Here is a 20,204-nt window from a genome sequence, read left to right on the forward strand (position 1 = left end):
CCGCCGCGCAGCCGGATTCCTGGTTCTAGCGGACGCCCTGCTGGGCGAACTTGAGGACGTCGGAAGCGTTGGACTTGTCCACGATGGTGGGTCCGGTCAGGACGGGCTGGCCGCCACCGATCTTGAAGCCGCCGCGCTTGGCCTGCCACAGGGCGTCAACGGACATGTAGCCCTGGAGCCACGGCTGCTGGTCGACGGTGAAGATCACGTTGCCATCGACGATTTTCTGGGCGAGTTCGGCGTTGAGGTCGAAGCTGGCCACCTTGGCCGAGCTGCCGGCATCGGATACCGACTTCAGGAGGGTGAGCGTGATGGGCGCACCGAGGCCGATGATGACGTCGGCGTCCTTGGAGGCCTGGAGCTTGGCCGTTGCGGTGGACTGCACGGCGGTCATGTCCTTGCCGTCAACGTAGAGGATTTCGGTTGCGGGAACCTTGGCCTTCACACCGGCACAGCGGGCTTCGAGGCCCACGTGGCCTTGCTGCTGGATCACACAGACGGGGTGCTTGTAGCCTTCGGCCGCGAGCCTGGTGCCGACTGCCTCACCGGCGAGTTGTTCGTTGGAACCGAAGTGGGTGAACGCGCCGAGCTTTGCCGAGACGGATTCGCCTGCGTTGAGGCTTACCACTGGGATGCCTGCGTCCGTGGCCTTCTTCAGTACATCCTTGAGGGCGTCCGGGGTTGCGATGGTCACGGCGATGCCGTCCACCTTCTGGTCGATGGCCTGCTGGACCAACTGGGCCTGGCGGCCTGCTTCGGGGTCGGACGTGTACAGGAGTTCAACGTTGTCCTTCGAGGAAGCCTCCTCCGCACCCTTGCGGACGATGTCCCAGAAGGTGTCGCCTGCCGCGGCGTGGGTAATCAGGGCGACCTTGATGCGGTCCGTGGAGGCTGCCTGGCCGGCCGCGGCACCGCCGCCGCTGTCTGCGGGCTTTCCACCCTGGCTCGAACAGGCGCTCAGTGCTATCAGGGGAACCACTGCTGCGGCGAGTGCCGCTTTGCGCCACGAGAATTTTGCCACCGTTATCTCCTTTGATGTCAGCTTGGGTGTCCGGAGACTCGTATCCGGATCAGCCACTACTCAGATCATGGTGACTGACCTCACACTTTGTCAACACTTTGTCCTGACATTAGGATGTTTTTACGTAAATGCTTCTTAATGACGGCGCCCCACACCCAGACGCGCCCCTTTCCTTGACGGCCGCAACCCGGCTGCTATGATCAAAAAAGGCAGTATGTCCTATCAAGAGAACATGAGCGGACAAACTCATCCATCCGGCAGAGGAGCCGAGACCCTGCTCCCCGGTCGGCCTTTCGCAGCCGTCTAGGAGAAACCAGTGGCGAACCAACTCAGCCTCAGCATCGATCGTTCGTCCCCAGTGCCTCTCTACCACCAAGTGGTCCAGGGCATCGAGGCCGCCATCCACAGCGGCCTCCTGGAACCGGGCAGCCGCCTCGACAACGAGATCGACCTCGCGGCACAGCTCAACCTGTCGCGTCCCACCATGCGCAAAGCCATGGATGAGTTGGTCCGCGCGGGCCTCCTGGTCCGCAAACGCGGCGTGGGCACGCAGGTCGTGGCAAGCCAGGTCCGGCGGCCACTGGAGCTCTCCAGCCTCTTCGACGACCTCAGCAACAACGGCAAGAAACCGACCACCGACGTCCTGAGCTTCTCCCACGTGGAGGCAGACGCTGCCACGCTCGCGGCCCTGCAGCTCCCCGCCGGATCGAAGGTCTACCACTTCACGCGCCTGCGCAAAGTAGGTGGCAAGCCTTTGGCCCTCATGGAGAACTGGGTCCGCGACGACATCACCAGCATGGACGAGGCACAGCTCTCCAGCGAAGGCCTCTACGCCATCCTGCGGCGCGGCGGCGTTAACTTCCGCCTCGCCTCGCAGCGGATCGGCGCCATGATCGCCAACGACTACCAGGCTCCCCTCCTCGAGGCCGAGGTGGGATCGGCCCTGGTCACCATGGAACGCACCGCAGTGGACGACACCGGACGTATGGTCGAAACCGGCCACCACGTCTACCGCGCCGATTCCTACAGCTTTGAAATGACCCTCGTACAGCGCTAACGCAAGGACTTAACTTATGGCCAACTGGGTATACCCGCTGGGAACCGCCTCCGACGGCAAGTGGGACGTCTCCCTCGGCACCTCCGATTCGAGCCTCGCGGTTGACGGCTGGGCCCATACGGGATTCAAGGCCGCAACGCTCGCCCCGGGTGCCGCCGTCGAACTTTCCGCCGCCGCCGAAGAGCGCATCGTGGTGCCGCTGAGCGGCTCCTTCACGGTAACGGTCGACGGCGAGGCGTACAGCCTCGCTGGCCGGCAGTCCGTTTTCCACGGCCCCAGCGACGTCCTCTACACCGGTATCGACAAAGCGGTCACCATCAGTTCGAACGACGGCGGCCGGGTCGCCGTCGCGACCGCCCCCGCCAAAGCCGCGTACCCCACCAGGCTGGTCACCGCCGCCGAGACCCCCGTGGAACTGCGCGGCGCAGGCAACTGCTCCCGCCAGGTGCACAACTTCGGCACCCCGGCAGCCCTGGAAGCCGACCGCTTCATTGTCTGCGAAGTCATCACCCCCGCCGGCAACTGGTCCTCCTACCCTCCGCACAAGCACGACGAGGAAAAAGAAGGCGAAACCAGCCTCGAGGAAATCTACTACTTCGAAACCCGCGTGGCCCCCGGCTCACCGGCTCCGGAAAACGCCGACGCGTTCGGCCACGCCCGCGTCTACGCCTCCGACGAACGTCCCATCGACGTCTCCGCAGAAGTCCGCACCGGAGACGTGGTCTTGGTCCCCTACGGCTGGCACGGCCCCGCCATGGCAGCCCCCGGTTACGACCTCTACTACCTCAACGTCATGGCCGGCCCCGGACGCGTCCGCGACTGGCTCATCAGCGACGACCCCCACCACGGATGGATCCGCCAGACCTGGGAAGGCCAGGACGTAGATTCCAGGCTCCCGTTCACTGCCTGATTCCGAACACAAAGAAAGCCCCTGCGATTCGCAGGGGCTTTCTTATCGTGTCGGCTACTAGGCCTGGGCGATGTAGTCCGTCATCGTCTTGAGCTGGTAGCGGGACACGTCCTCAGCATTCTCGTCCTCGGCGAAGACGCTGGAGACCATCACGGTGTTCTCCTTGTCCAGGAAGCCGATCTCCTTAAGGCCGCCGAAGAACTCGTCCCAGTTGACGTCGCCGTCGCCGATCTTCAGGTGCTGGTGGACGCGTACGGCATTGCCGGGCGGGTTGGTGATGTAACGCAGGCCGTGGGAAGCGTGGTGGTTCATCGTGTCGGAAACGTGGACCAGGCGAAGCTTGTCACCGGCCGCCCGCATGATCTCCAGCGGCTTGTTGCCCATGTGGAAGGTGTGCGAGGCAACGTAGACCATGCCGATGTTCGGGGAGTTCACGCCACGGATCACACGCAGCGCGGCCAGGCCATCTTCCACGAAGTCGTCGGGGTGCGGGTCGATCAGCACGTCAAGGCCCTCGCGCTCGATGATCGGCACGAGCTCCTCCATGGAACGGTAGAAGGCCCGCTCGGATTCCTCGGCCTTTTCGGGGCGGCCGCTGAACTCGGTGTTCATGGTCTGCACGCCAAGGTCCACCGCGATCTGGATGGCGCGCTTCCAGTACCGGACAGCGGCTTCGCGGGCGTCCTCGTCCGGGCCCGACCAGCGCAGCACGGGCAGCACCGAGGCGATTTCGACGCCGGCATCCTTGCATGCCGCTTTCAGCTTGCCCACGAGTTCGTCGTCGGCTTTGGGGTGGTTGAAGAACGGGATGAGGTCCGCGTGCGGGGTCATCTGCAGGTACTTGTAGCCGAGCTCGGCCGCAACGCGCGGGAATTCCAGCAGGCTGTGGCTGTGATGGAAGGGTGTGGGATCCAGGGCGATCTTCATGGTCAGTCCCCTACTTGTAAAGGTCCGGCTTGGTGTTGAGCTGCACCTTGACCTTCTCGCCCGACTTCTGAGCCTCGACGCCGGCCTCGCAGCAGGCCGCGGTGGCGTAGCCGTCCCAAGCCGTCGGGCCGCCGATGTCGCCGCGAAGTGCCGCGTCAACCCAAGCCTGCACCTCGACGTCGTAAGCGGCACCAAAACGGTCCTCGAAACCGGGGGTGACGTTGCCGCCCCACTTGCCCGCGGACTGTACATACGGACCGCTGTCACCGCCGATGCTCACGATGCCGTCTTCGAAGGACGCCTGCGTGGCCACCTGGTAGCCGAACTTGGCGTTGACGTAGATTTCGACGTCGGCCAGCACACCGGATTCGGTCTCGATGAGGACGTGCTGCGGATCGTGCTGGCCGTTCGGGGCGTTGCGCGTTGCCTTGCCCAGGCGGACCTGAACGGACGTGATTTCCTCACCCGTGAAAAAACGGATCGCGTCGAACTCGTGGACCACGGAGTCGTTGATCAGCATCTCGTTCGTAAAGCCCTCGGGCGTTGTGGGGTTCCGGTGCTGGTGGTGCAGCATCAACAGCTCCCCCAATTCGCTGTTGCGGATGATGGAACCCAGAGCCGAGTATTCGGCGTCGAAACGGCGCATGAACCCCACCTGGATACGCTTGTGACCCAAGGCCCGCTCCGCCTGGACAACCTTCCAGGCGCTCTCGGCGTCCGGGGTCAGCGGCTTTTCGCACAGGATGGGGAAGTCCTTCTCCAACGCCTTGTAGAGGATCTCCTCGTGAAGGAAACCGGGCGTAGCGATCAGCACGGCGTTGACGTCGCCGTTGTTGAGGGCCTCGTCGGCGCTGGCCAGGGCCACCGCACCGTCAATGCCTTCGATGGCGGCTTGCGCACGGGCCAGGTCGACGTCGACGACGGCGGCCACTTCAGCGCCGTGGATGCGCGTGCTGAGGCGCTTGATGTGGTCCGCACCCATGCGGCCTGCGCCGATGACGGCAACGCGGAGAGTGTTAGTCACTGTTTCTATCCTTTGGTGAGTGTGGTTGGCTACGGGTCGCTGCTACTGGACGCGGGTCCGGGAGCCGCAAGAGAGCAGGTAGTTGCGGGTGCGCTTCGCAATGGGCATCGGCACATCGAAAGCAACCGGATACATGTCCTGCTCCACGATGCCGAAAATCGGCTTGTTCAGCCCTTCGACTGCTTCGATGACTGCACGCAGGTCCGGGAGGCCATTCGGCGGTTCGGTCATGACGCCAGCCAGGTTGGCGGCTGCCCAGGTCATGTTCTTCTCGTTGACCTCGGCCAGGACCTCGGGGTTGATCTGCTTCAGGTGCAGGTAGCCGATGCGGTCCGGGTAGTTCTTGATGAGCTCAAGGCTGGAGGCTCCGCAGTATTCGGCGTGGCCGGTGTCCAGGCAAAGGTTCAGGTACTCCGGATCCGTGGCGGCCAGCAGGGTTTCAATGTCCTTCTGGGCTCCGACGTGCGAGTCCGCGTGGGAGTGGAACTGCTGGTGCAGGCCGAAGTCCTCCAGGAGCACCTTGCCCATGCGGTTGTGGCCCGCGAAGAGGTCAGCCCACTGCTCGTCGGTCAGCTCGCCGTTCTCCACGGCCTCACCGGTGACGTCGTCCCGCCACATGGCCGGGATGACGACGATGTGCTCGCCGCCCATGGCCGCGGTCAATTCAGCGACCTTGCGCGCCGGCTCCCACGCTTCGTCGTATTGCTTGGCGCCGCGGTGGAAAGCGGTGAAGACCGTTCCGGCGGTGACCTGCAGATCGCGTTGCTTCAGTTCCTCAGCGAGGCGGGTGGGATCGTTCGGCAAGTAGCCGTAGGGTCCCAGTTCGATCCACTTGTAACCGGACTCGGCAACTTCGTCCAGGAAACGTTCCCACGGTGTCTGCTTGGGGTCATCCGGAAACCAGACACCCCAGGAATCGGGGGCGGTGCCAATGATGAGCTTGTTCTCGACGTCAGTCATGACAGCGTTGTCTTTCTCTGCAGCGGTTCAGTTGGAGGGGAAGTTGTAGGAGGCGCCGGAGGCGTGGTGGGTTTCGGGCCAGCGGGAGGTGATGACTTTGCCGCGGGTGTAGAAGGAAACGCCTTCGGGGCCGTAGATGTGCTTGTCGCCGAAGAGGGAGGCTTTCCAGCCGCCGAAGGAGTGGTAGGCCACCGGGACGGGCAGGGGGACGTTGATGCCGATCATGCCCACGGTGACCGAGCGCTGGAACTTCCGTGCCGCGGCGCCGGAGGAGGTGAAGATCGCGGTGCCGTTGCCGTAGGGGTTGGAGTTGATCAGCGCGATGCCCTCTTCCAGGGTGTCGACCCGGACGACGACCAGGACGGGCCCGAAGATCTCTTCCTGGTAGGCGCTCATTTCGGTCTTGACGTGGTCGATCACGGTGGGGCCTACCCAGAAGCCTTCTTCGTGGCCCGGGACGACGAGGTCGCGGCCGTCCACGACCATGGCAGCACCAGCTTGCTCTGCTTCGGTGACGATCTTCAGGATGCGTTCCTTCGAGGCCGGGGTGATCACCGGACCCATCTCGGCGCCGGGCTCGGTGCCGTTGGTGACCTTCACGGCCAGGGCACGTTCTTCGACCTTCTTCACCAACAAATCGGCGGCGTCCCCGACGGCCACGGCAACGGAGATCGCCATGCACCGCTCACCCGCGGAACCGAACGCGGCAGCGGCGAGGTGGTCCGCGGCGTTGTCCAGGTCAGCGTCCGGCAGCACGATCGCGTGGTTCTTCGCCCCACCCAGGGCCTGGACCCTCTTGCCGTGCTTGGTAGCGGTTTCGTGGACGTACTGCGCGATCGGGGTGGACCCCACGAAGCTGATACCGTCCACGTCCGGGTGGGTCAGGAGGCCGTCGACGGTTTCCTTGCCGCCGTGCAGGACCTGGAACACACCATCCGGCAGGCCGGCGTCCTTCCAGAGCTTGGCGAGCAGCAGAGACGGGGACGGGTCACGTTCGGAGGGTTTGAGGATGAACGCGTTGCCCGTGGCGATCGCCATCGGGGCCATCCACAACGGCACCATGACGGGGAAGTTGAACGGGGTGATACCGGCCACCACACCGAGGGGTTCGCGGAAGGAGAACACGTCGATGCCGGTGGAGACCTGGTCCGAGTAGTCCCCCTTGAGCAGCGACGGGATGCCGCAGGCGAACTCGATCACTTCCAAGCCGCGGCCGATCTCGCCCTTGGCATCGGAGAGGACCTTGCCGTGCTCGGCCGTGATCAACTCGGCCAGTTCGTCCACGTGCGCTGCGACGAGCTCACGGAATTTGAACAGGACCGCGGTGCGCTTTGCCAGGGAAATATCACCCCAGGAATCAGCGGCTTTGCGGGCAGCGGCCACGGTGGTGTTCAGGTCGTTCTCGTTCGCCAGGCGCAGCTCGGCGGTGACCTGCCCGGTCGCGGGGTTGTAGACCGGCTGCGTGCGGTCGCCCTCGCCCGTGGTTTCGGCACCGTTGATGAAATGGTTGATAGTGGTCAAAGTGGTCGTCGTCGACATGTGTGGACTTCCTTGTCGGTAGAGCTGTCAGGGCTGAAGTGTGCGGGGTTGCTTAGCCGAGCAGTTTGCGCTGGCGGTTCTTGTGGTCGGTGTAGGTCTTGAAGGCCTGTTGCGTGGATTCCAGTTCGGAGACCTGCGAGACCGGCACGTCCCACCAAGACTCGGAGGACGGTGCGTCCAAGAGCGGGTCGGACTCGACGTGGATCACGATCGGTCCGGTCTCCTCCGAAGCTGCTTTCGCGTCGCGGATGGCCTGTTCGAGTTCGGCGATGACCTTCTCGCCCGGTTCGATCCGGATGACCTTCGCACCCAACGATTCGGCATTGGTGGCCAAATCGATGGGCAGGTTCTCGCCGGCGTCGAAGGAGTGCTGTTCCTTGTCCAGTACCCGGTACTGGGTACCGAAACGCTGTGACCCGAGGGATTCGGACAGGGATCCGATGGAGGCGTAGCCGTGGTTCTGGATCAGGACCACGATCAGTTTGATGCGTTCGGCGACGGCGGTGACCAGTTCGGTGTGCATCATCAGGTACGAGCCGTCCCCGACCATCACCACGACGTCGCGTTCCGGACCGCCTGCCGCGGCCTCGGCCAGCGCGGCGCGCTTCACGCCCAGCCCACCGGGGATTTCATAACCCATGCAGGAGTACGCGTATTCGACGTGGTAACCGAAGGGGTCACGGACACGCCACATCTTGTGCAGGTCACCGGGCAGCGAACCGGCTGCGCAGATCACCACGTCCTGGGCGTCCATGGCCTTGTTCGTGGCACCGATAATCTCGTTCTGCGCCGGCAACGGCGTGTAACGGGTCTCGAAGGCCTCATCCACAATGCCGTTCCAGCGCTGCTTCTCGGCGGCGACCTTTTCTTCGAGGTCAGCTCCGACGCGGTAGCCGCCCAGGGCCTGGTTCAGCTTGACCAGGGCCTTGCGCGCATCGGCCACGATCGGCAGGTGCGTGCCGTGCTTGTAGGCATCGATCGCGGCGACGTTGATGTTCACGAACTTCACGTCAGGGTTCTGGAACGCGGTCCGGGACGCCGTGGTGAAGTCCTCGTAGCGGGTTCCGATACCGATGATCAGGTCCGCCTCGGCAGCGATGGCGTTCGCCGCCGTCGTGCCCGTGGACCCGATCGCACCCAAGGAGTGCTGGTGGTCCCACGGCAACACACCAACACCGGCCTGCGTGTTGCCCACCGGAATGCCGGTCAACTCCGCGAACTTCGCCAACTCATCATTCGCGTAGGCGTAGAGCACGCCACCGCCAGCGATGACCAGCGGCCGCTTCGCAGCCCGGATGGCCTCGACGGCGCGGCGGATGTCATCATCCTCGGCCTCCGGGCGGCGGATCCGCCACTCACGCTCGGCCAGGAACTCCTCCGGGACCTCGAACGCCTCGGCCTGGACATCCTGCGGCAGCGAAATCGTCACCGCACCGGTTTCGGCCGGGTCCGTCAGAACACGCAGGCCGTGATGGAACGCGGAGAACAACTGCTCCGGGCGGGAGACCCGGTCAAAGAACTTGGACAACGGCCGGAACGCATCATTGACCGTGATGTCATACGCATACGGCAACTCCAACTGCTGCAGCACCGGGTCAGCGGCACGGGTCGCGAACGTATCCGAAGGCAGCAGCAACACCGGGAGGCGGTTGGTGGTGGCCAACGCAGCACCGGTCAGCAGGTTCGAGGAACCCGGCCCGATCGAGGTGCTGATCGCGAAGGTCTGGCGGCGGCGCGTGTGCCGGGCATACCCCACGGCCTGATGCACCTGGGCCTGCTCGTTCCGGCCCTGGTAATACGGCATGATCGTGGGATCAGCGGCCTGGTACTGCTTCAACGCCTGGCCCACACCTGCCACATTGCCGTGACCGAAGATACCGAACGTGCCCGGAATCAGGCGCTCACGGAACTCCACACCATTAACCGAATCAACGGTGTACTGCTTGGACAAGAACTCGACCACGGCCTGCGCCACAGTCATCCGACGGGTTACGGATCCCATTGGTAGCTACTCCGATACTTTCACGGGAATACGGTCTGACGAGATGTGCCCGGCCGCGGCAGCGGGCGACGCGTTGTTCAGCAGCGAGGCGGCCGTCGCTACGGCACCTGCCACGTCGCCGTCGTGCGGGTAAAGCAGCGTGCGCCCAACGGTGAGGCCCTGCACGCCCGGGAGGGCCAGGGCTGCTTGCCAGGAAGCGAACACTTCGTCCTGGCTGCCGTCCGGGTCCCCGCCCAGCAGCACCGTGGGCAGGGTGGTGGAAGCCATGACCCGTTCCATCTCGGCCACCACGGGAAGCTTCATCCAGGTGTAAGCACTCGTGGATCCGAGGCCCTCGGCGATGCCGACGGACTTGATCACGGCGTCGGCACGGAGGTCGTTGCGGACCTTGCCGCTGGCGTCACGGACGGACAGGAAGGGCTCCACCATGGCGATGAGCTTCCGCTCGGCCAGGGAATCGATGGCCTTCGCGGTTGCCTCGAGAGTGGCCACCGTGTCCGGGTCGCCCAGGCATATACGGGTGAGCATCTTGCCACCATCAGCACCCAAGGCTTCAAGAGCGGCAGCGGTGTGACCCGTGAAGCGGTCATCGAACTCGTTCACCAGGCCGGCGAGTCCGCCACGGTTCATGGAACCGAACACGAGTTTGCCCTCCAAGGCTCCGAGGAGCAGCAGGTCGTCCATGATGTCCGGGGAGGCCAGGATGCCATCCACCGCAGGATTGGCCAGGGCGATCTGGAGCCTGTCCAGCAGGTCCCGGCGATCGGCCATGGCCATCGGATCGGTGCCGACGGAGAGGGCGCCACGGGCCGGGTGGTCGGCGGCGACGATGAAGTTCTGCACGCCGTGCTTCAGGCCAGGATGACGACGGCGGGTGGCGGCTGCGCGGGCAACGGCCTCCGGGTCCTCCAATCGGATACGGCTCAAGTGTTCGTAGCGGCGGGGGTCATCGTTGATGCTCAACGCACTGCTCCTTCTTCGACGGGGACGGCTGCGCGGGTGGCAGGAGCGCCAGGGACGGGACGGCCACGCTCAGCCAGCAGCGAGGTGACCTCATCCGGCGTCGGCATCGCATCGGCGCAGGACAAGCGCGAGGCGACAATCGCACCCGAGGCGTTCGCGTAGTCGAGAACCTCCGACAGCGGCCAACCGGAAAGCAGTCCGTGCACGAAGGCTCCACCAAAGGAGTCACCGGCGCCCAGTCCGTTGACCGTCTCCACCGGAACGGGAGCAGAAACTACGCGCTCGGTGCGAGTCTTCGCCATCACACCTTCGGGTCCAAGCTTGACGACGGCGATCTCCACCCCGGCGGCCAGGAGGCGGTCCGCCTGCTCATCAGGGGTCCCCTCCCCCACAGCCACCGCGCATTCCTTGTCATTGCCGATCGCGACCGTCACGTGCGGCAGGACCTTGGCCACCTCGGCGCGGGCTTCCTCTTCCGAAGCCCAGAACATGGGCCGGTAGTCCAGGTCCAGGATGGTGAACTGCCCCGGCTTCAGCCCGGTACGTGGGCGGGCCTCATGCGCCGCGATGTGTGCGCTGCGGGACGGCTCCTGGCACAGGCCGGTCACGGTGGACCAGAAGATCCCGGCGTTCTTGATGGCGTCCAGATCCAGTTCCTCGGCCTTGATCTGCAGGTCCGGGGCTGTGGGGAAACGGCCGTAGAAGTACAGCGGGAACTCGTCCGTGGCCGGCTTGATCGCACAGAAAGTGGCCGGCGTTTGTCCCGGCGCGGGCGAGACGAAGGAATCGTCCACGTTGAACTTGCGCAGTTCGCGGTGCAGGAAGCTGCCGAAAGGATCATCGCCGGTCCGGGTAATCACACCTGTGCGGCGGCCATGGCGGGCGGCGGCAACGGCCACATTCGACGGCGAGCCTCCGAGGTACTTGCCGAAGGACGTCACGTCCTCCAGGTCGACTCCAATGTCGTTCGGGTAGATATCAACGCTGATGCGCCCGATCGTGAGCAGTTCGTGGGTCACGGTACTCGTGGACCTTTCTCTTATGAACTCTGAACCTTTGAGCGCTGGGCCCCAATGCCTTGCTACCCCTCAGTGAGCGGGGCCACATGACTACTTTGCACCAGATTTAATGTCCTGTCAAAGGTTTGTACTGACATATTTACAACGTGACACACTCCACGTTTCACTTGCTCGGAACAGCCAACTCGCCCGTGACATATTGGCTGCGTCCGAAGCCGAAGGACCAGTCACTTGCAGTGTTCTCCACGTACCCGATGAAGACGTCCTCACCGGCAATCCCAGCGTCGGCCAAGCCGGAGCCGATGGCCTCAAACAGCGAACTCTTGGCCACTTGGCTGCGTCCACCCTGCGTGAAGATCTGGATCATCACCACCGCGGAACTCCGCTCAAAACCCAGTCCGGCATCCTGGGCAACAATCTGCCCCTGCGGATGCTCGGTGAGGATGTGGAAGTAGTCCCGCTCCGGGATTCCATATTCGTTCAGGATGGCGTCGTGGATGGTCCGGCTGATGGCGGCCAAATCCTCGGGCGAGCGGCCTTGGTTGACGTCGATGCGAACAAGAGGCATTGCGGATCCTTTCCAAGCACTTTGTCCTAACATACTAACAAACTTGCGCGATTCTGGATACAGCAAAGTCCCGCCGGAAGCTCCCGACGGGACTGACATGCTTAAAGTACGACGGCGGCCCGGCACCTTCCGCGGGGAAGGTACCGGGCCGCCGTCGAGCGTTGTTTGAAAAACCTAGAGCGCTGCGAAAACCTCGCGCAGCAGCGTAGCGGTCTCGGACGGCGTCTTGCCGACCTTCACGCCTGCAGCTTCGAGGGCTTCCTTCTTGGCCTGGGCCGTGCCTGCGGAGCCGGACACGATGGCGCCTGCGTGGCCCATGGTCTTGCCCTCAGGAGCTGTGAAGCCGGCAACGTAGCCAACAACCGGCTTGGTGACGTTGGCCTTGATGAAGTCGGCTGCGCGCTCTTCAGCGTCGCCACCGATTTCGCCGATCATGACGATTGCCTTGGTCTCCGGGTCGGCTTCGAACGCAGCCAGGGCGTCGATGTGCGTGGTGCCGATGATGGGGTCGCCACCGATACCGATCGCGGTGGAGAAGCCGAGGTCGCGGAGTTCGTACATCATCTGGTAGGTCAAGGTACCGGACTTGGACACGAGGCCGATGGGGCCCTTGCCCGTGATGTTTGCCGGGGTGATGCCAACCAGGGCCTCGCCCGGAGTGATGATGCCGGGGCAGTTCGGTCCGATGATACGGGTGATCTGCTTGCCTTCAGCGTCAACCTTGGACTGTGCGAGGGCCCAGAATTCAGCGGAGTCCTGGACCGGCACGCCTTCGGTGATCACAACAACGAGGCCGATTTCGGCTTCGATGGCTTCAACCACGGCGTCCTTGGTGAATGCCGGCGGAACGAAGACGATGGAGACGTCTGCGCCGGTTTCAGCGATGGCTTCCTTGACGGTGCCGAAGACATTGATTTCCTTGTCGCCGTGCAGGACCGTGGTGCCGGCCTTACGGGCGTTGACGCCACCAACAATGTTGGTGCCAGCCTTGAGCATCAGGGCAGTGTGCTTGGTGCCTTCGCCGCCGGTGATGCCCTGAACGATGACCTTGGAGTCTTTGTTGAGGTAGATAGACATTGTCGCGTCCCTTTACTTAGCGGCGTTGGCGAGCTCGGCGGCCTTGTCGGCGCCCTCGTCCATGGTGGCGGCCAGGGTAACCAGCGGGTGGTTGGCCTCGGTCAGGATGCGGCGGCCCTCTTCGACGTTGTTGCCGTCGAGGCGAACAACCAGCGGCTTGTTTGCGGAGGTACCGAGCTCTGCCAGTGCACCGACGATGCCCTTGGCGACTGCGTCACAAGCGGTGATGCCGCCGAAGACGTTCACGAAGACGCTCTTGACCTGGGAGTCGCCAAGGATGACGTCCAGGCCGTTGGCCATGACCTCGGCGGAAGCTCCACCACCGATGTCAAGGAAGTTGGCGGGCTTCACGTTGCCGTGGTTCTCGCCGGCGTAGGCAACGACGTCGAGGGTGGACATCACAAGACCGGCGCCATTGCCGATGATGCCAACTTCGCCGTCCAGCTTCACGTAGTTGAGGTCCTGCGCCTTTGCCTTGGCCTCAAGCGGGTCAGCTGCGTCCTTGTCTTCCAGCGCACCGTGGTGCACGTGGCGGAAGTCGGCATTTTCGTCCAGGGAGACCTTGCCGTCGAGGGCAACGATGTCGCCTGCGCCCGTGCGGACCAAGGGGTTGACCTCAACCAGGGTTGCGTCTTCCTTCTTGAAGACGTCCCAGAGCTTCAGAATGACATCGGCGACTTTGCCGCGCAGTTCCTCAGCGAAGCCGGCAGCTGCGACGATCTCGTCAGCCTTGGCCTGGTCGATGCCTACAGCGGGGTCGATGGCGATCTTGGCCAAGGCCTCGGGACGCTCAACGGCCAGCTGCTCGATTTCCATGCCGCCTTCAACCGAGCACATGGCCAGGTAGTTGCGGTTGGCGCGGTCCAGGAGGACCGAGAAGTAGAATTCCTCGGCGATGTCCGCACCCTGGGCGATCATCACCTTGTTGACGGTGTGGCCCTTGATGTCCATGCCCAGGATGTTGGTGGAGTGCTCAAGTGCCTCGTCAGCAGACTTGGCAACCTTGACGCCGCCAGCCTTGCCGCGGCCACCAACCTTAACCTGTGCCTTTACGACAGTAACGCCGCCGATCTTTTCAGCAGCTGCCTTCGCTTCTTCAGGAGTGTGCGCCACGATGCCGGCGAGCACGGGTACACCGTGCGCTTCGAACATATCGCGCGCCTGATATTCAAACAGGTCCACGGTTTAGTGTCCTTCTACGTCGAAGTAGTTTCTGTCCAGCCGGAACCGCGATGACCGCGAATAGCCAGCTGCGGAGAGTACGCGGTAGACAACCAGGGTTCATACCCGGTCACATTGCGTAAGTTCCTCTCGGAACTTTAGTCCTTTGAGGAGTCCCGCCACTCCCACAGTACCGGTTAAGTGAGTAAGCTTACACTTCTATCGGACGTAGAAAAACCGCAGGATTGCGCGGTTTTTTGGCCCGCGGCGGCGCGCATGCTGGCGATCAGGACGCCTCCTTCAAGTTCCCACGGACGGTCTTCCCGCCGTCGGAAATCAACTGGTAGCCCTCGCGGCTGACGAAGAAGGCCACACCCCCTGAGACGTTTCCGCAGGCAACGCCGTCGTTGTACGCGGAGCACCGCAGTCCGTTGCGTTCAATGTTCTGGCCATCGGCCAGTTCGCGAAGCTTGGAGACAGGACCGTTCCGCGTCCCTTTCGGCCCATACTCGGACTCCATTTGTGTTACGCCGGATCGACACGAGCCATAGACGGCCTTGTCCGGCGACAACAGCACCGTTCCGCCCAGATATCCCAGGCCGGTGGCGGCGCAATCGTCGGCAATGTCATCGGCTGCCGGCTTGGCATACGCGGCGAGCTCGCAGTGCACAACAGGGACCACGGCGAACTTGTTGTTGGCTGCGTCCGAGTACGTGTTGGGCTCGTAGGGCAGGTTGAGGTGGCCGCCCCTCGACGATGTCATGGAACACACGATGTTCCGGTCAGGGGTCACGAACGCCGTCACGTCATCGCCCGCGGCGAGCGAGGTCTGTTCCGTGACTGGCACCTGCCTGAGCTGTTCCAGTGGAGGCAGCGGCGCCGGGGGAACGTAGTTGGGGTCCTTGGTGGAGAACGAACAAGCCGTGCTTGATACCAAGAGCAAGGCGGCAAGAATCCCCAATACAGTCCGTCGCATGGCACCAATTATGCCGTGGTGCTTCAGGCGGCCCTGCCATGCCTCCAGCGGCGATGGGCTGCAACGGCGATCAGCGAGCCGGCCGCAAGGAGACCTCCGGCAGTCCATAGGAGCGCGTTGAGGGTTCCGGCTTGCAGGCCGGTCGCCGCCAGTTCACCGTACGACGCCGGCTGCACCCCGCCTGCCGGCAGCACCGCTGCCGGAGCTGCTCCGCCAGCGGCCGGCGGTTGCGTTACGGGCGGCTGCTCGACGGCGGGTGGCCGGGTTTCGAGGACGGTCACAGTGGTCCAGAAAATGTCCTGCGTCAAGGCGTCGCCGTCGCGGACGTACACGCGGATCCGGAAGGTACCGGCCAGGGTTGGTATGCCGGAAAGGTACCCATTTGCGTCAATGTACAGCCCGTCCGGCCCAGGGTCACTTGAGCTGAGGCCGCCGGCAAAGTGGCGCTGCGTCGCATACCCAAATACATAGGGCGCCACGCCGCCACTGGCCGATGCGATCTTGGCGGAGTAAGGCTCGCCGAGGACTGCCTGTGGCACGGGATATCCTGCCGTCTCCATGCCCAGCGCATGAACAATGATGGTGAACGTCATATCCCTGAAGCCGTACCGGTCCTGGACCCTGAGCGTGAAGTTGTAGGTGCCAGCCGACGTGGGCACGCTGTGAACCCTTTCCGGTGCCAAGTTCAGGCCGGGCGGGAGCTGACCTGAAAGCAGTGAAACCGTGGTGTTCTCAAGGTCGGATCCGGTGTAGCCGAGTGCAACCTCGTACTGCCTTCCCACCACCCCGTCAGGAAAGCCCGCATATCCGGGTGGCAACTCACCATAAGCCGGGTACACCGAGGGTTCCCAGTAAGTAGCGACGTCGATGTAAACGTACGTCTCCACCGTCTGCTGAGGTTGCGAAGAATCAGTCACCGATATGGTCACCAGGGACCCTGAATTGGTGGGCGTACCCGAGAACGACAGAGTTGCCGGATCGAAAGACAGGCCTTCCGGGACGTTGTCCGCTGACGCCGTGTACGGAGCGCTCCCTCCTGAAATCGTCACCGACGCTTCGAAGCTTATGCCCTCAAACGCGCGCAATCTGGTGGGTGACACGGTGATGGGCTCTGCTGCTTCTGCCGCATTGTCGGGGTGGGGCGTCTCCGGAAGTGGCACCACTTCCGTCGGAACGGCTTCGGGCGGCGCGGGGGTGGATTCTGGTGCCGCTTCGGTGGCGGTGGGTTCAGGCGACGGGATGACGGGGGTGGATGCTGATCCCGGCTCAGTGACGGTCGGTTCCGGCGCGGGCTCGCTGGCTGCGACGCCGGGAGAGGCCAGCTGCAGTGCCAGTCCACCGGCCAAGGCCGCAGCCAGGACCAGCCTCCCCATTTTGCCGACAAATCCACGTTCCCCAAGCATGGCGCCCATGCGCGTCCTCCCCCAAAAGAATGCGAAACCCCCAAGCGCAGCGCCCTCCGGGACCAAACCACCGAAAGCGCAAACGCCCGGCCAGTCTAGGACGCCCTAAGGTTCCTGACAATGGGCAGGCTGTGCCTCAGGCATCAAGTTTGGTCAGCGGGGCGTAACGCAGCAGCAGGCGCTTCTCGCCGACGTCGAACTTCACCTTGGCCACTGTCTTGTCGCCAGCGCCTTCGACACCGAGCACCACGCCGTTGCCGAAGCTGGTGTGGTTGACCTTGTCCCCCACCGACACCGATATGACTTCCTTCTGTGGCTGGACCCTGGTGCGTGCGACGGCGGCAGGAACGTCGGCGTCAAACCCGGCGGTTGGGCTGGCGGCAGCCCCCCGGGAAGTCCCGGCACCCCAGAACGAACCACCGTAACGGTTGGAACCAATCGGCGCTCCACCCCAGCCACCGGCTTGGCGGCTCATGCCTTCGCGTTTCCAGTCCAACAACTCGGAAGGGATTTCTTCCAGGAACTGGCTGGCCGGGTTGTACTGGCTTTGGCCCCACATACTGCGGACTTCGGAGCGCGTTACATAAAGGCGTTTGCGGGCACGCGTCAGGCCCACGTAAGCCAAGCGGCGCTCTTCTGCCAGTTCCTTGGGGTCCGTGGCCGAGCGCTGGTGCGGGAAGATCCCGTGCTCCATGCCGGTCAGGAACACCACGGGGAACTCGAGTCCCTTGGCCGTATGCAGGGTCATCAGCGTGACGACGCCCAAGCGCTTGGCTTCGGCAACGGCGGCATCGATGTCGGCTCCGGGGGCATCAGGGATCTGGTCGGCGTCCGCCACCAGGGAAACCTGCTCCAGGAACTCCCCCAACGAGCCCTCTGGGTTGTCGCGTTCGTATTCGCGCACCACGGCAACGAGTTCGGCAAGGTTCTCCACGCGCGACTCGTCCTGGGGATCGTTGCTTGCACGCAAGCCTGCCAAGTAGCCGGTTTGTTCCAGTACAGCTTCCAAGGCCGCTGAGGCTCCGGACCCGGAAGCGACCTCGGCAAGGTCGTCGAGCAACTTCACGAAGCCCAACACGGCATTTACCGAGCGGGTGGCCATGGCGGGAGCCTGTTCGGCGCGCCGGGCAGCATCCATGAAGGACGTCCGGTCCCGTTCGGCAAGCGCGGCGATGGCGCCCTCAGCCCTGTCACCGATACCCCGCTTGGGTTCGTTCAACACACGGCGGAGGTTGACGTCGTCGTCCGGGTTCACCAGCACGCGCAGATAGGCAAGGGCGTCCTTGATTTCCTTGCGCTCGTAGAACCTGGTGCCGCCAACAACCTTGTACGGCAAGCCCACGCGGACCAGGACGTCTTCAATGGAACGCGACTGGGCGTTGGTGCGGTAGAAGATGGCGACGTCGCCGGGACGCAGCCCCTCCTCATCCTGCAGCCGGTCGATCTCCTTGGCGATGAACTGGGCTTCGTCGTGCTCGTTTTCACCAACGTAGCCAACGATCTTCTCGCCGTCGCCTTCGGCCGTCCACAACCGCTTTTCCTGCCGGTTGGGGTTCCTGGAGATCACCGAGTTGGCGGCGCTGAGGATGTTCTGGGTGGAACGGTAATTTTGCTCCAACTTGATGGTCCGGGCATTGGGGTAATCGTGCTCGAACTCCACGATGTTGCGGATGTCCGCGCCGCGGAAGGCGTAGATGGACTGATCGGAGTCGCCGACCACGGTGAGTTCGCTCGGCTGCACCTCGGTGTCGGTACCCAAGCCCACGATTTCCCGAACCAGCGCGTACTGGGCGTGGTTGGTGTCCTGGTACTCGTCAACCAGGACATGGCGGAACCGCCGGCGGTACGACTCTGCGAGCGCGGGGAAGGCCCGGAACATGTACACGGTCTGCGCAATGAGGTCGTCGAAGTCCATGGCGTTGGCCTGCCGCAAGCGCTGCGTGTAGCCCTTAAAGACCTCGGCGACTGCGGTTTCAAAAGGCTCGTTGTAGTTGGCTGAGGACGCAAAGGAATCGTCGTCAATCAACTCGTTCTTGAGCGCGGAAATCTTGTGCTGGATGGCCTTGGGTGGGAACTTCTTGGGGTCGAGGTCCAGGTTCTTCGCCACGAGCGTGATGAGTCGCAGCGAGTCCGCGGAGTCGTAGATGGAGAAGTTGGAGTTCAGCCCCACGTTGGCGGCCTCGCGCCGAAGGATGCGCACGCAGGATGAGTGGAAGGTGGAAATCCACATGGCCTTGGCCCGGCCGCCAACCAGCGCTTCGATGCGTTCCCGCATTTCGGCAGCGGCCTTGTTGGTGAAGGTAATGGCCAGGATTTCCCCGTGGTGCGCACGCTTGGTGGCAATCAGGTAGGCGATCCGGTTACTGAGCACGCGCGTCTTGCCCGAACCCGCTCCTGCGACGATCAGCAGCGGACTCCCGGAGTGCTTGACCGCCTCTTCCTGCTGGGGGTTCAGGCCTTGCAGCAGGGCGTCGGCCGATGGCAGGCCGCGCGAGTCATGATGGCCCCATCCACCGGAACCCGGCCCACCGTTGTCCTCGCCCACCGTGGCACGGCCAGCACCTCCGCCGGCGTGCGAAAGCTCCGGGGCAGCCTTGACTGCGGCCCGCGGGCCTGCGTTGAAGGGTCCGTCTGCGTAGGGGTCAAACAACATATCCATGGTGCCTACCAGTCTAGGCGGTGGGTCTGACACTCCTTCGACCGGCGCCCGGGATGCGGACCCCAGTCCCGGTCAACGCGCGAGCAACTAAGCGAACTGCGGCACCGAGGTGAGGGCCGCGCTCAACTCGCGGACCGCCGTCGTACCTCCCGCGACGAACCAGTTCAGTCCGTTGACCTGCACGACGGCGGTATCCCCGCCGGCCGCACGGACGATCGCCTTGCCGGGCAGCCAATCCCATTCCGGGCAGCTGTGCTGGAACCAGCAGCCGAGCTCGCCGTCAGCGACGCGTCCAAGGTCACACGATCCCGAGCCGAACATCCGCAAGGAGGCTGCCGTGATCGCTGCGGCGTGCCACGGCATGGCCGTGCGGGGATCGGCGAGCCACGTCGGGTGGATGTACGTGGCGGCACACAGTTGGCCCACCTCGGCGTCCCCGGAACCGGAAATGCGTTCCCCGTTGAGCGTTGCGGGGCGCGCTTCGCCGCCAAGCCAGAGCTTGTCCGTTTCAGGCTGGTAGATGGCTCCGAGCACCACCGAGGGATCCACCACGGGGTTGCCTCCGCGGTCCGAGTCGTCGCGCTTGAGGGCAATCGCGGAGCACCAATATGTGGAGCCATGCAGGAAGTTGTACGTGCCGTCCACGGGATCGATCACCCAGGTCCGGCCGCTGGTACCGGCAACGGAAGCGCCTTCCTCGCCGAGGATGCCATCGTCGGGGCGGCAGCGGCGGAGCTGTTCCAGGACGTAGGCTTCGGCGGCCCGGTCGGCGGCGGTCACTACATCCGAAACAGAGGTCTTCCGCTCACCCTGCAAACCGCCCATTCGCATGAGCAGCGCCAGTTGGCCTGCCTCCCGCACCAGGGCGCTGGCCAGTTGGTAATCGTCGAGGGATGGGTCCAGTTCAGTTGCTGTGTGCCTGCCGATGGTCATGGGTC

The 20,204-nt window shown here is 63.8% G+C and carries 17 protein-coding genes; 2 read left to right on the forward strand and 15 right to left on the reverse strand.

Annotated elements, in window-relative coordinates:
* Positions 1-25: 25 nt before the first annotated feature.
* Positions 26-1,021 carry a substrate-binding domain-containing protein gene (locus ACFVSJ_RS16290; protein ID WP_387437970.1) on the reverse strand — a complete coding sequence of 332 codons (996 nt, stop codon included), beginning with the start codon at positions 1,019-1,021 and terminating at the stop codon, positions 26-28.
* A 316-nt stretch (positions 1,022-1,337) separates the two neighbouring features.
* Here ACFVSJ_RS16290 and ACFVSJ_RS16295 point away from each other — a divergent pair, with 316 nt between their 5' ends.
* Together ACFVSJ_RS16295 and iolB are read left to right on the forward strand one after the other, a co-directional pair.
* A complete protein-coding gene (locus tag ACFVSJ_RS16295) occupies positions 1,338-2,078 on the forward strand; it encodes a GntR family transcriptional regulator (protein ID WP_387437971.1) in 741 nt (246 codons plus the stop codon).
* Between the two features lie 16 nt (positions 2,079-2,094).
* Positions 2,095-2,988: a 5-deoxy-glucuronate isomerase gene (iolB, locus tag ACFVSJ_RS16300; RefSeq protein WP_387437972.1), complete on the forward strand. Its 894-nt coding sequence runs from the start codon at positions 2,095-2,097 to the stop codon at positions 2,986-2,988.
* A 57-nt stretch (positions 2,989-3,045) separates the two neighbouring features.
* Here the strand turns inward: iolB and ACFVSJ_RS16305 are convergent, their stop codons facing one another.
* The 14 genes from ACFVSJ_RS16305 to ACFVSJ_RS16370 all read right to left on the reverse strand — a co-directional run bounded on the left by ACFVSJ_RS16305 (position 3,046) and on the right by ACFVSJ_RS16370 (position 20,199).
* The gene (locus ACFVSJ_RS16305; protein ID WP_387437973.1) at positions 3,046-3,915 is read right to left on the reverse strand and encodes a sugar phosphate isomerase/epimerase family protein; all 870 of its coding nucleotides are present in this window, start codon (positions 3,913-3,915) and stop codon (positions 3,046-3,048) included.
* A gap of 10 nt (positions 3,916-3,925) precedes the next feature.
* Positions 3,926-4,939, reverse strand: coding sequence for a Gfo/Idh/MocA family protein (locus tag ACFVSJ_RS16310; RefSeq protein ID WP_387437974.1), 1,014 nt, complete (start codon positions 4,937-4,939; stop codon positions 3,926-3,928).
* A 42-nt stretch (positions 4,940-4,981) separates the two neighbouring features.
* On the reverse strand, positions 4,982-5,899 hold the full coding sequence (locus ACFVSJ_RS16315; protein ID WP_387437975.1) for a sugar phosphate isomerase/epimerase family protein: 918 nt from the start codon (positions 5,897-5,899) through the stop codon (positions 4,982-4,984).
* Between the two features lie 27 nt (positions 5,900-5,926).
* Complete coding sequence (locus tag ACFVSJ_RS16320) at positions 5,927-7,438, reverse strand: CoA-acylating methylmalonate-semialdehyde dehydrogenase (protein ID WP_387437976.1); 1,512 nt, start codon at positions 7,436-7,438, stop codon at positions 5,927-5,929.
* Between the two features lie 52 nt (positions 7,439-7,490).
* The gene (gene iolD, locus ACFVSJ_RS16325) at positions 7,491-9,440 is read right to left on the reverse strand and encodes a 3D-(3,5/4)-trihydroxycyclohexane-1,2-dione acylhydrolase (decyclizing) (RefSeq protein ID WP_387437977.1); all 1,950 of its coding nucleotides are present in this window, start codon (positions 9,438-9,440) and stop codon (positions 7,491-7,493) included.
* Positions 9,441-9,446: 6 nt separating this feature from the next.
* Positions 9,447-10,403, reverse strand: coding sequence for a deoxyribose-phosphate aldolase (locus ACFVSJ_RS16330; RefSeq protein ID WP_387437978.1), 957 nt, complete (start codon positions 10,401-10,403; stop codon positions 9,447-9,449).
* Positions 10,400-11,422: a 5-dehydro-2-deoxygluconokinase gene (iolC, locus tag ACFVSJ_RS16335; RefSeq protein WP_387437979.1), complete on the reverse strand. Its 1,023-nt coding sequence runs from the start codon at positions 11,420-11,422 to the stop codon at positions 10,400-10,402. Before iolC ends, ACFVSJ_RS16330 begins: the two co-directional genes overlap by 4 nt.
* 163 nt (positions 11,423-11,585) lie before the next feature.
* Positions 11,586-11,990: a tautomerase family protein gene (locus tag ACFVSJ_RS16340; protein WP_387437980.1), complete on the reverse strand. Its 405-nt coding sequence runs from the start codon at positions 11,988-11,990 to the stop codon at positions 11,586-11,588.
* Between the two features lie 174 nt (positions 11,991-12,164).
* Positions 12,165-13,067, reverse strand: a complete 903-nt coding sequence (gene sucD / locus ACFVSJ_RS16345; RefSeq protein WP_387437981.1) for a succinate--CoA ligase subunit alpha — start codon at positions 13,065-13,067, stop codon at positions 12,165-12,167.
* 12 nt (positions 13,068-13,079) lie between these two features.
* On the reverse strand, positions 13,080-14,249 hold the full coding sequence (gene sucC / locus ACFVSJ_RS16350) for an ADP-forming succinate--CoA ligase subunit beta (protein WP_387437982.1): 1,170 nt from the start codon (positions 14,247-14,249) through the stop codon (positions 13,080-13,082).
* 265 nt (positions 14,250-14,514) lie between these two features.
* Complete coding sequence (locus ACFVSJ_RS16355) at positions 14,515-15,204, reverse strand: hypothetical protein (protein ID WP_387437983.1); 690 nt, start codon at positions 15,202-15,204, stop codon at positions 14,515-14,517.
* A 23-nt stretch (positions 15,205-15,227) separates the two neighbouring features.
* A complete protein-coding gene (locus tag ACFVSJ_RS16360) occupies positions 15,228-16,616 on the reverse strand; it encodes a putative Ig domain-containing protein (RefSeq protein WP_387437984.1) in 1,389 nt (462 codons plus the stop codon).
* 127 nt (positions 16,617-16,743) lie between these two features.
* Positions 16,744-19,266, reverse strand: a complete 2,523-nt coding sequence (pcrA, locus tag ACFVSJ_RS16365) for a DNA helicase PcrA (RefSeq protein ID WP_387437985.1) — start codon at positions 19,264-19,266, stop codon at positions 16,744-16,746.
* A gap of 87 nt (positions 19,267-19,353) precedes the next feature.
* Complete coding sequence (locus ACFVSJ_RS16370; protein WP_387437986.1) at positions 19,354-20,199, reverse strand: inositol monophosphatase family protein; 846 nt, start codon at positions 20,197-20,199, stop codon at positions 19,354-19,356.
* Between the last annotated feature and the right edge of the window lie 5 nt (positions 20,200-20,204).

The sequence above is a fragment of the Paenarthrobacter sp. NPDC058040 genome, assembly GCF_042885775.1.
Classification (GTDB): Bacteria; Actinomycetota; Actinomycetes; order Actinomycetales; family Micrococcaceae; genus Arthrobacter.